Here is an 11,906-nt window from a genome sequence, read left to right as displayed (position 1 = left end):
ATGCGTAAAAGTAACCTTTTAGAATTTATCCATCAACTGGCTCCAAGGATTTTTCTTCTTATTCTGATTCTTTTCTTTGATGAGGTGTTCGATGATATAATCCAGTGTATCCTCATGTTCACTGATCAGCTTATCGGATAAAGAGATGAGTTTTTGGATATTGTTTGTTGAGGCTGCATCAAGGGAAGCATTGATACTGGATAGATTTGCCGGCTCCAGCCGAACGTAATTCTGCTGTTTCCCATTGCTTCTAAATAATTGCTTGATAAAAAATTCGGTACTTTCGGAAGAGGCACTCGTCATGATGTCCACAAGTGCGGGGCCGATCTGAATGGCAAGCTTTTTCTTGAAGTGTTCGTAATTGTAGGCTGTCTTTGATACCCCGGTGCCCAAGGAAACCATAAACATATCGTTGATCTGTGTGCTGTTAAAGGCTTTTAACACCTCAAGCAAGCCGCAGATGGAGGGATTCTGCGCAAACACTCCACCATCTATGAGCGGATATCTGGTATTGGATATGGAATAGATTTCGGCAACGGGAAAGAACGTCGGGGCTGCCGAAGTCGCTTTGCAGACATCTTTGAGGTAAAAGTCCCGCGCTTCGCCATGGGTGATTGCCTTCTGTTGCCTAAAAAAATGATTTTTACGGAGCTCGATGTTATAGGCTGTGATAATGCAGGGCTTGATCAGGTGGCTTAACCGCGCATTTTGAAAATATTTGTCCAGCACATTAGACAAGGCGGCCGAAGAGTACAATTCACTCACCAGGCCGAATTCACCCAGAAAACGGCGCCATTTGGAGGTGTGAAAGATTTCTGTCCCGTGGTTGACGAATAGATTTAAAGCATCGCGGGCTGAAAACTTGGGATGCGTAGGATCACGTTCGTCCGGAAACAATAAGATGCTTGTAAGAATTCCGCCACTGCTGGTGCCGGCAATAAAGTCAAAATAAGAGGCGATCCGCGCATTGGGATCCATTGTTTTTTTTTGTAATTTTTCCTCCAAAGCCACGAGTATCATAGCTGGGATAATCCCTCGAATACCACCTCCATCAAGGGCGAGTATGCTCTTCATACGCTAACGCTATTTTAATTCAATATACGTAAATATAGAAAATGTTTACAATTTAGATTGCCCTTTTGAGGCGAAGGTTTTTGTAATAAAAATATAGCCGATCACGATCAGGCGCATGTTTGCGTTGGATGGTAAATGAGAGGGGCCACTGTTTCTTAATCGGGGATTTTAGGTTTTATTGACCGGGATATTTAGGCACTATCCTGTGGGGATATGGGAGGATACCCTAAATAACAGCGGCGGATGTTAGTCCGCCGCTGTTAGTGTCATTGTATTAGTTAAACCAAGCCAGTACTTCGTCTTTACTCGGCATAGTTATGTCTAGTTTTAATTTTTTACGCATGCCGCCAAGATCATTAAAAACCTTATTTGGGTTGGCTTCTTTTAAGGCTTCGATGGTTGTAAAGCCCATTTTTTGTAATGCCGGTACCCAAGCGGCAGGAATACCTTGCTCTTCATAGTCCTTTACGTCCGCAACTTTTGTTACCTTTTCAGGACGCATCTGCGGGAAGAACAATACTTCCTGAATAGAAGCATTATTGGTCAGAAACATAATCAGGCGATCCATACCTATTCCTAAACCGGAAGTAGGTGGCATACCATACTCTAAAGAACGCAAGAAATCCTGGTCAATAAACATGGCCTCATCATCCCCCTTCTCTGAAAGTTTCAATTGATCTTCAAAACGTTCGCGTTGATCAATTGGGTCATTCAATTCGGAGTAAGCATTGGCAATCTCTTTTCCACAGACCATTAACTCGAAACGTTCTGTTAAATCCGGATTATCGCGATGTTTTTTGGTCAATGGTGACATCTCTTTCGGATAATCGGTGATAAATGTTGGCTGGATGTAGTTGCCTTCACATTTCGCACCAAAGATCTCGTCAATCAATTTGCCTTTACCCATTGTTTCGTTAACGTCGATACCCATACCTTTTGCGGCTACACGGATTTCTTCTTCGGTTTTGCCGGTGATATCAAATCCTGTGAATTCTTTGATGGAATCGGTCATCGAGATACGCTTATATGGCGCCCTGAAATCAATTTTATGTTCGCCAAAAGTTGCTTGTGTGGTACCGTTTACTGCAAGTGCACAGTGCTCCAAAAGGCGTTCTGTGAAATCCATCATCCAGTTGTAGTCTTTGTAAGCCACATAGATTTCCATGGCCGTAAATTCGGGATTATGCGTGCGGTCCATTCCTTCGTTACGGAAGTTTTTGGAAAATTCGTACACCCCGTCAAAACCACCTACGATCAGTCTTTTTAAATAAAGTTCGTTCGCAATACGAAGGTATAATGGAATATCCAATGCATTGTGGTGGGTGATAAACGGACGTGCTGCGGCACCTCCGGGAATAGACTGTAAAACGGGTGTTTCTACTTCCATATAACCGGCGTCGTTAAAAAATTGACGCATGGCATTAAAAAGTTTGGTGCGTTTGACAAATATATCCTTATTGGCAGGGTTTACAATTAAGTCAACATAGCGCATTCTGTAACGTTGCTCCGGATCCGTAAAGGCATCGAATGTTTTGCCTTCAGCGGATTTAACCACTGGAAGGGGACGTAAGGATTTGGATAATACCGTTAGTTCCTCTACGTGTACTGCAATCGCTTCAGTCTGTGTCGTGAAAACATATCCTTTGACACCTACAATATCGCCGATATCCAATAGTTTTTTGAAAACAACATTGTAGAGATCTTTATTTTCATCAGGGCATACATCATCACGCTTAATATAAGCTTGAATACGGCCGGTAGAATCTTGGATTTCAAAAAATGAAGCACTTCCCATCACACGACGGCTCATAATGCGGCCGGCAATGGTAATGTTCTTATAATTCAATTTATCTCTATCGTAGTTTTCTAAAATATCGGCAGCATGTGCATTGACGACAAATTCATTCGCTGGAAAAGGCTCGATTCCCATATCCAACAACGATTGCATCGCCTGTCTTCTAAGTTGTTCCTGTTCGGATAATACAGTACTCATTCGGTCTGAATAATATTTAAAATGTGAAAATCATGCAAAAATAGCCATTTTTTTCAATTCTTTTTATTGATTTTTTTTGAAAAGCGCTGTAGCGAAATACAAATGGCGACCGTTAAAAGAAGAAAAATAGTTAAATAGTGATATTAAGCGGGGACATTCGACTATTTGATTTTAAGTTTTATAATTTTATTTTCGTTATTTGAAGCTTAATATTTAAATAGTTTAAGTGGGAATTATTCAGTCATATTTTTATAACAAGAAGCTATCATCTTTACATGATGCCTTGGAACGTTGCTTGCGAAATCGCGAGGACGGCAAGGCTTTTGTCTATAAAAAATATTATGGCTACCTAATGGCAATCATCATCCGCTATGTCAAACAGGATGTCGATGCCGAGGAACTTGTGAATGAGAGCTTTGTCCGGATTTTTCGAAAATTGGAGTCCTTCAATAGGGATATTGATGCGGAGAACCTCGAAAAATCGTTTCGGGCATGGATCGGTCGAATTGCTGCAAATATCTCAATTGACTTTCTGCGGAGCAAAAAACAGTTGTATTCTGTTGAAGATATGGCCGAAGGGGATATGCATACGCCATCAGTGCAATTGGATAGCCGCTTGGAGGTAAATGAGATTTTGAGCTTGTTGGATCAGCTCCCCGAAATTCAGAAAACTATTTTTAATCTCTATGAAATAGAAGGGTATTCGCATGATGAAATTGCCCAAATGCTAAATATACCGGATAGTACGTCACGTACGTACTTGACAAGGGCAAAGCAAAAACTCAGAAAATTATACTTGGACTATACAGGTGTAGTGCAAGAAATAAGATAAATAGTGTTGTTACCATGGAAGGCAATAAGAAAAAAGAATTGATAGAAGAGATCATTGGGCAATTAAAAGACCATGAACTACCTTATCGGGAAGGTTCCTGGGAAAAATTTGCATCAACGCATGAGGTAGCAACACCACCTTCTTCCGCATGGAAATATTGGAGTGCGGCTGCCGCGGTACTTTTATGTTTTGGTGCGGGCTATTGGGGGTTGAAAAATAATTCTGCAGTCATTCCATCTCCGCCGGTTGTAACCCAGCAACAGAAAGATAGTGAGGTGCTCGCGGACAACAAAGATTTAAAGGAGTCTATTCAACGTTCGTTGTCCGATGTGACCGGGACACAGGGATTGAGTGAACAGGAACTGATGCGTGATCGACCGTTTACCTATTCGAAAGTGGAAAGTCCTTCTGCTGATGATAGTCAAAAACAACGGTTTGTCTTATTTGATGGAAAAGCAGTAAGCGGGAATAATATTCGTGTATCAAATAATCTTGCCGCTTTAGGTGCGGGGCAGAACATGCAATTGCGCAACAGTACCCTTTCCGCAAGGATCAATCTGGATGACCCTACAGTTGCTGCTTCGTCGGCTATCCCGGGGGCAACAAAGGTTGGTGCGCCATCCAATTCAACTGTGGCATCAACAAATTCAAATACCGTTTCATCCTATACACAGACACAGCTTGAAGCTGCACGCCTTTCTGCGCTATATGCTGGGCAGCAGGGAAATGGGAAGAGTACTGTCGCTCTGAGAAACGGGAATGATCTTGACAGCAAATGGGAACTGGGGGCATTTGTATCACCGGCTTCTACTTCGGAGAGCATCACCCTCGGGGGCGGAGTTGCCCTGGCTTATAATGTTTCGAGTAAGATCAGTATCCGATCCGGTGCTTCTATCCAGCATTATGGAGCGATGTCAGGAAATACGCCCATCACACCGGCGATGGCTTCCAATTCGTTTGTTGCCGATGCCCCAAGTTATCTTTCGCAGCCCAGCAGTTTGAATAATCCTTTGGTGATGCGCACAGCGGATGCTAAAGATGCTAAAAGTAACGAACGCGTTTCCGGTAAAATCTTAACCGTGGATATTCCTGTTGATGTCCGTTATGCGATCAGTAAAAATTTCTATACCTCAGTAGGGGTTTCCTATGTCGGTGTACTGGATCAGGAACGGGCTACGATTTATGAAACCAACAATAAAGAGTATAAACAAACATCCGCAGATAAGAACGTAGATGATAAAGGTGTGAATGGGTTTGTGAACTTCTCGGTCGGACGAAAACAGAAAGTCGGCAAACTTTCCATCTCTGTGGAACCTTATTACAAACTACCCGTTGGAGGTTTGCGGTCGTCTGATCTGAATTACAGCAATGGCGGGGTGAAAATTATCACCAGCTTCTAGTACAAGTTGTCGAAAACGTAAAAAGCGGTCCTCCCGGAGTTGAGCAGTCCGCAAAAAACTGAGGAGTCAGTCATAAAGGAAAAGCCCTTGAATTTCAATTCAAGGGCTTTTTTATGTTGAAACATTGAGCCTGTTTATAGTTCATCTATGCGGACCCAGCCCATTCCTGCGGCTTTAGCACCTTCAACGCCGGGAACCCCGTCTTCATAGACCAAGCATTTTTCTGGAGCGATGTTCAACTGCGAAGCTGCAAGCAGAAACGGTTGTGGGGATGGTTTACCTTCTGGAGTGTCTCCCGCACAGACTAACGTTTCAAGATCATCCCATACTCCGATAGTATTTAGGGTCATGGACAAAGTTGTCCTTGTTCCGCCGGAGACGGCAGCAATATGTTTTTTACCTTTTTGGTACTTCAAATGCTCAACAACATAATCGACCGGTTTTGTTTTAAAAACATATTCATCTCTAAATATCGTGGACTTAAGTGTGGAGAATTCCTCGTGGTCAAAGTCGACAGCATAGCGTTTGCTGATTTCCGCAGCAACGGCTACCGTAGGCCAGCCGGCAGTTTCGTCAATGAGATTGACATCAAGCTCAACGCCATATTGTTTGGCGGCAGCTTTATAAGCTTGTTTATGGGCATCCATGTTGTCCGCCAATGTGCCATCGACATCAAATAGTAAGGCATCATAGGATTCGGCAAGAAGATTTAGTTGTTCAAATTTGCGTTGTGATTCAGGTGACATATGTTTTTAATCGTGTGCGGTAAAATTAAAAATTATAATTGGAAGCGCAAAAAACAAGCGGCCTTTCTTTCGTCGGAAAGAAAGGCCGCTTAAGCGTACTGTTAGAATTAGTACCGTATGCCGCAAACCGTTGTTTGCTTAGTGTGCACTTAAGTTCTTTGCTTTTTCTTCATCGAAATTAGCTTCTAATTCAGCTAATTTTTTCTTACCGTAGGCCATTCGTGTAATCACAACGAACAGGACGGGAACGATAAAGATTGCCAAAAGTGTCGCTGCGGTCATACCACCGAATACCGTCCAGCCGATTGTTTGGCGGGAGATGGCACCGGCACCGTGTGACAACATCAATGGAATAATACCCAGGATGAAGGCGAAAGAAGTCATGATGATCGGACGTAAACGCAATTTTACAGCATCCAATGTTGCCTCATAGAGATTCATTCCGATGTCAACCCGTTCTTTGGCAAATTCTACGATCAGGATCGCATTCTTGGCCGCCAGACCAATAATGGTTACCAAACCGATCTGCGCATAGATATTATTATCTAAAGATGGTATCAACGTTAGGGTCAAAATCGCTCCAAATACCCCTAAAGGAACCGATAGAAGGATAGAGAATGGTACTGACCAACTTTCATACAGGGCCGCCAACAGCAAGAATACAAACAGGATACATAAGGCAAAGATCTGAATGGTTTTTGATCCTGACTGCATTTCCTGTAGTGAAAGTCCGGAGAATTGATAATCAAACCCTTCCGGTAAAGTCTGTGCTGCAACTTCCTGTAAGGCTTTCAATGCATCCCCAGACGAGTAACCCGGAGCCGAGCTACCATTGATCTCGATACTTCTAAAGATATTGTAGTGGTTGATGATCGACGGCATCGTTATCAGCTCATATTTAACGAGTGTACCCATTGGTACCGGGTTGCCCATCGTATTGTTGACATAAAGTTTGTTGATGTCTTCGATATTCATACGATAAGGGATATCGGCTTGTGTAACGACACGATAGCTACGGCCATACTTGGTAAAGTCATTAACATAGCTACTACCCAAATAGGACGATATCGTCGAATAAATACTTGATATCGGAACTCCCATACGTTTAGCCTGTTCACGATTGACTTCCAATTTGTAGTTTGGAGAATTGGTATTAAACATCGTATAAGCCATTCCAATTTCTGGACGTTGGTTGGCAGCCATGAGGAATTTACCCACTGTAGCTTCGAAATCCTTGATATTTACCGTTTGTAAATCTTGTACCTGCAAGGAGAAACCTCCGGATGTACCTAAGCCCGGAATAGCTGGTGGTGTTACCGCTAATACCCTTGCTTTGGTATAACCCATGTATTTACCCATGATCATACCGGCAATATCGCTGGCCGTACGTGTCCGTGTTTCCCAAGGTTTGAGCGACACGAAAACTGTCGCACCATTGGATTTGAAGGCACGGTTCAGGATATTGATACCAGAGATCGCGGTCACATATTTGATTTCAGGAAAAGTCTTATGTAGATCGGCCTCAATCTCTTTAAGCACCTCATTTGTACGTGCGGAAGAAGAACCCTCTGGTAGCGTAATACCTGCAAAAAAGGCACCACCATCCTCGGAAGGAATAAATCCTGTTGGCTTGGTCGTAAACATCCAGCCTGTACCGATGAAAATACATAAAAGGATGATCAATACAAGTGGCGCTTTTTTTATCGATTGTTGTACACCTTTTGAATATCTGATCGTTACTTTTTCAAACCATACGTTGAATTTGTAGAAGAACTTGTTCAAACCTTTAGCACCCTCATGTACGGCTGTTGGTTTCAAAAGAATCGAACATAATGCTGGTGTCAACGAAAGGGCAATGAATGCGGATAACATAACCGATACCGCAATGGTGATCGCAAATTGTTGATACAATTTACCGACCATCCCCGGGATAAAACCTACAGGAACGAATACTGCCGCCAAGATTAAGGCAATTGCAATAACCGGTGCTGTAATATCACCCATGGCACGGCGTGTTGCTTCTTTTGCGTCCAGCTTATAATGGTCGATATAGTGCTGCACGGCTTCCACCACAACGATGGCATCATCCACCACAATACCGATGGCCAGTACAAAGGCAAGCATGGTCAAGTTGTTCACAGAGAAACCAAACATCAGGAAGAAGATGAATGTACCAATAATCGATACAGGAATCGCCAGAACAGGGATTAAAGTTGCTCTCCAGCTTTGTAGGAAGAAGAAAACCACGACGGTTACCAGGATCAATGCTTCAACCAAGGTGTGGATAACCGAGGAAATAGATGCATTTACCACAGACACGGTCTCATAACTAATGGTATAATCGACGTCAGTTGGGAAAGATTGTTTTAATTTTTCCAAAGCCGCGACAATACCTTCTGCAGATTCTACGGCATTTCCACCTGGCGTTTGATTGATCATCATCGCAGATGAGGTCATGCCATTTACGGTAGACGATGTACCATAATTGAATTGACCTAATTCAACACGCGCAACATCCTTTAAAAGTACGATCGACCCATCTTTGTTGGTCTTAACGACGATGTTTTCAAAGTCTTCGGGATTTGAAAGGTCACTATCGGTAATGACCGGATATTCAAATACTGTCGAAGACTCTTGTGGACGTCCACCAACGCTACCGCCAGGTATACGGGAATTTTGTTCCGCAATTGCTGTCGATACATCAGCAGGAGTCATGCTTAGATTGGCTAATTTGTTTGCATCTAGCCATACACGCATTGAAAATGGTTGCCCAAAAGCGGTCACATCACCGACGCCTTTAACACGTAATAGCGCATCTTTTACGTATAAGTTGTTGTAGTTGGCCAAGAAATTTTCGGATCTTGTTCCTTTTGGTGAAGTTAAAGCAACCAACATCAAGATATCGTTGTTGGCCTTACGGGTAGTGATTCCCAAACGTCTTACCGCTTCTGGAAGGGCAGGCTCGGCAATCCCGACACGGTTTTGTACGTCTAGGGTTGCAATATCAATGTCAGTACCTACTTCAAATGTGACAGTAATTGTTGCTTGACCATTTGAAGTACTATTTGACGACATATAAATCATGCCAGGTGTACCATTGATCTGACTCTCGATCAGAGTCGTCACGGTCTGTTCAACCGTCTGTGCATCTGCTCCTGTGTAATTGGCTGTTACCGTTACCGTTGGAGGTGCAATAGAAGGATACTGGCTAATTGGCAACGTAGAAACAGCAATAATCCCGATAATTGAAATCAATATCGAAATAACGATTGCGGTAACTGGCCTCTTAATAAATACTTCTGAAATCATTCTATATTTTTTAGATTCTCTTAAAAATTAATGTTGTTATTTTCCTTGTGGAGCACCTTTTGCAGCTTGTTGGGCGGCAGTGGCAGCGTCGACAACTTTAACACCATTTTGGACGTTCATGGCACCATCAACAATGATTTTTTCACCATCTTTGACACCTTCTTTAATGACAACTTTGTCACCGGCTTTAATGCCTAATTTTACCTGACGGATTTCTGCTTTACTGCTATCATTAACGGCATATAAATTGAATACACCCAATTGCTCAAAAACCGCCTTGTAAGGCACAACGATTTCCTCGTTTGCTGAAGTCGTAGAAACATTCATCGTAATGTTCATACCAGCTCTTAACACATTGGAATTGTTGGGGAAAGTAGCCCGGACTTTAATTGTTCCTGTTGCTGGATCAACAGCACGGTCAATTGTTGTTATATTGCCTTTTCCTTCATAAGTGCTTCCGTCCGGCAATAGAAGTGAAAGGTCCGATGAAGAGCGGCTGCTCTGCATTTGAACAAATTTGCTGATATCTTTTTCGTTCACCTGAAATTCAATGGCAATAGGGCTTGTTGAGGATAAAGTGTTCAATAGGGTAGTTCCTGGATTGACCAAAGCACCTAAACGTACTTGCGATATACCTACAGTTCCTGCAAATGGTGCGCGTATCGTAGAGCGTGACAAGTTTGTACTCGCCGTAACCAACGCTGCGCGGGCAGATTCTACCTGCGCCTGTGACGAAGCGACAGCGGATACTGCATTGTCAAATACTTGTTTGGCGATCGCATCTTTGTCAGCCAATGTCTGGTAACGTGCCAAATCTCTTTTTTGACGGTCAAGGTCGGTCTGTGCTACTTGCAGGCTTGCTTTTGCCTGTTGTACTGCAGCATTATAACGTGTTCCGTCAATCTCATACAAGGCTTGTCCTTTAGAGACCACAGCACCGTCTGAAACATATATTTTGGTAATATAACCGCTTACTTCGGCAAATAAATCTGCTTCGTTCAACGGTTTGACTGTTGCGGGATAACTTATTGTTCCCGTAACAATCTCATGTGATGCTGCGCCAAAGGTAACAGGAACAACCTTCTCAGCCTGAGCCTGTGCTGCACCTTGCTTTTTTGCATCTTTATTTCCACAAGAGGTCCATACTAAAGCCGTCCCAAGGAAGAAAGCGAATAATAATTGTCTTTTATTCATGATTTGTATTAGTTTCCGTTTGAATTGATTAATTAGTTTGGATCGCTCCAATTGCTTTTTGAACATCCAGTTTACTTGACAATAGCGCATAAAGGGCATTCAAATAGTTTAATTGTGTTGTTTTAAGATCAGTCTCCGCAGTCATGAGGTCCAAGTAAGTTTTAATCCCCTCATCATACTGCAATTTGATGGTTTCATAAACTTCTTTGGAAAGGACAACATTTTCCTGCGCTGTTTTCCAGTCATTTAGATTAGCGTTATAAGTTGCCCGGGCCATCGAATATTCTGTGTTGACCGTATTTTCCAAATTCCTGATGTCCCAATCGATGCGTTCTTCCTGCAACTTTGATTTGTTAATTTGGTGCTTGCGTTTGAACCCTTGAAAAATAGGTAACGATAAGTTCAAACCTGCAACAGAACTCGGAATATTATCATTGTACAATTTGCCAAAGCTGTTATTTCTATAATTAAATGCATAGTTATAGAAAACACTTATGTTGGGAAGATATGTCCATTTATAATATTGGGTATTTAATTCCTGAATTTTTTTGGAAGTTTGCAATTGTTGGAATTCAATGCGATTTGTAACATTGATACCGGCAGTCGTATCCAATAAAACCTGCCCTTCCATATTCGTATTGTTGAAGGAAAGTGTCAGGTTTTGCCCTTTATCCAAGGCAAGCAGCTGTTTTAGATAGTCATATTTATACTTACGGAGCTCAACGGTACGTTTTTCATCTGCTCTGGCATTTGCGAGGGCAATCTGAGCACGTTTGTAGTCGGTCTTATCGACTACACCGACATCATAGCGCGAATGGGCATCATTGTATTGCTTTTGCAGACGCGCAATATTTTCCTGTACGATTTTAATCTGTTCTTCTGAAGTCAGAATGTCATAGTAAGCTTTGCTCACGTCAACCACTGCGTCAATTTTTTGACTCTCCGTGTTCTGTTTGTTACTCAGGCGGAGCAAATCAGCACCTTTTTTCGCCTGCATTAACGCAGGATTTAAAATCTGTTGGTCTGCCTGCAGCGTTAAAGCGCTACTATTTTTAGTCCCCATTGGAATATTAGCACCATTGAAAAACATGGTTGGTAATTTCACATTGTGATTGTAATTGCCCGTCAGACCAAGTTGCGGATACCAGCCAGAGAGCGAAATGTCTATATCTTTTTCACCTATGGACTCATCGAGTTCTGCTTGTTTGACCGAAATCTTATTCCGCAAAGCATAATCTATCAGCTGCTGAAGCGTCGCATTTGGCGGCAAGTTTTCAGATTGCTGTTGTGCAAATCCTGTATTACTCAAAAGCGATAGGGTCGCTAAGGAATAAACGATTTTATTGAACTTCATATAT

General features: G+C 42.4%; 8 protein-coding genes. 2 read left to right on the top strand and 6 right to left on the bottom strand.

Going from position 1 to position 11,906, the window contains the following annotated elements; genetic code table 11:
• Positions 1–18 precede the first annotated feature (18 nt).
• Positions 19–1,074 carry a patatin-like phospholipase family protein gene (locus DCO56_RS00880; protein ID WP_108631897.1) on the bottom strand — a complete coding sequence of 352 codons (1,056 nt, stop codon included), beginning with the start codon at positions 1,072–1,074 and terminating at the stop codon, positions 19–21.
• Positions 1,075–1,348: 274 nt separating this feature from the next.
• Complete coding sequence (gene lysS / locus DCO56_RS00875) at positions 1,349–3,067, bottom strand: lysine--tRNA ligase (RefSeq protein ID WP_108631896.1); 1,719 nt, start codon at positions 3,065–3,067, stop codon at positions 1,349–1,351.
• Between the two features lie 226 nt (positions 3,068–3,293).
• Here lysS and DCO56_RS00870 point away from each other — a divergent pair, with 226 nt between their 5' ends.
• Complete coding sequence (locus DCO56_RS00870; protein WP_104382096.1) at positions 3,294–3,899, top strand: RNA polymerase sigma factor; 606 nt, start codon at positions 3,294–3,296, stop codon at positions 3,897–3,899.
• A 14-nt stretch (positions 3,900–3,913) separates the two neighbouring features.
• Positions 3,914–5,299 (top strand): hypothetical protein, encoded by a 1,386-nt coding sequence (locus tag DCO56_RS00865; protein WP_108631895.1) that lies wholly within the window; start codon positions 3,914–3,916, stop codon positions 5,297–5,299.
• Between the two features lie 134 nt (positions 5,300–5,433).
• On the opposite strand, the gene DCO56_RS00860 is transcribed toward DCO56_RS00865, so the two are convergent.
• From DCO56_RS00860 to DCO56_RS00845, 4 genes are all read right to left on the bottom strand, one after another.
• Entirely contained in the window at positions 5,434–6,045 is a 612-nt protein-coding gene (locus tag DCO56_RS00860) for an HAD family hydrolase (protein ID WP_108631894.1), read from the bottom strand.
• A gap of 138 nt (positions 6,046–6,183) precedes the next feature.
• Positions 6,184–9,354, bottom strand: coding sequence for an efflux RND transporter permease subunit (locus DCO56_RS00855; protein WP_108631893.1), 3,171 nt, complete (start codon positions 9,352–9,354; stop codon positions 6,184–6,186).
• Between the two features lie 36 nt (positions 9,355–9,390).
• Positions 9,391–10,548, bottom strand: a complete 1,158-nt coding sequence (locus DCO56_RS00850) for an efflux RND transporter periplasmic adaptor subunit (protein ID WP_108632885.1) — start codon at positions 10,546–10,548, stop codon at positions 9,391–9,393.
• A 28-nt stretch (positions 10,549–10,576) separates the two neighbouring features.
• Complete coding sequence (locus DCO56_RS00845) at positions 10,577–11,902, bottom strand: TolC family protein (RefSeq protein WP_108631892.1); 1,326 nt, start codon at positions 11,900–11,902, stop codon at positions 10,577–10,579.
• Between the last annotated feature and the right edge of the window lie 4 nt (positions 11,903–11,906).

Origin of the sequence: Sphingobacterium athyrii (genome assembly GCF_003071065.1) — a bacterium.
In the GTDB taxonomy this organism is placed as follows: domain Bacteria; phylum Bacteroidota; class Bacteroidia; order Sphingobacteriales; family Sphingobacteriaceae; genus Sphingobacterium; species Sphingobacterium athyrii.
Note: the sequence above shows the minus strand (reverse complement) of the source record. Positions and strands in the feature narration are given on the sequence as shown.

Bases quoted from the DNA above. Each gene is read 5' to 3' on its own strand.
- DCO56_RS00880 (WP_108631897.1), bottom strand. From the start codon at position 1,074: ATGAAGAGCATACTCGCCCTTGATGGAGGTGGTATTCGAGGGATTATC.
- lysS (WP_108631896.1), bottom strand. From the start codon at position 3,067: ATGAGTACTGTATTATCCGAACAGGAACAACTTAGAAGACAGGCGATG.
- DCO56_RS00865 (WP_108631895.1), top strand. From the start codon at position 3,914: ATGGAAGGCAATAAGAAAAAAGAATTGATAGAAGAGATCATTGGGCAA.
- DCO56_RS00860 (WP_108631894.1), bottom strand. From the start codon at position 6,045: ATGTCACCTGAATCACAACGCAAATTTGAACAACTAAATCTTCTTGCC.
- DCO56_RS00855 (WP_108631893.1), bottom strand. From the start codon at position 9,354: ATGATTTCAGAAGTATTTATTAAGAGGCCAGTTACCGCAATCGTTATT.
- DCO56_RS00850 (WP_108632885.1), bottom strand. From the start codon at position 10,548: ATGAATAAAAGACAATTATTATTCGCTTTCTTCCTTGGGACGGCTTTA.
- DCO56_RS00845 (WP_108631892.1), bottom strand. From the start codon at position 11,902: ATGAAGTTCAATAAAATCGTTTATTCCTTAGCGACCCTATCGCTTTTG.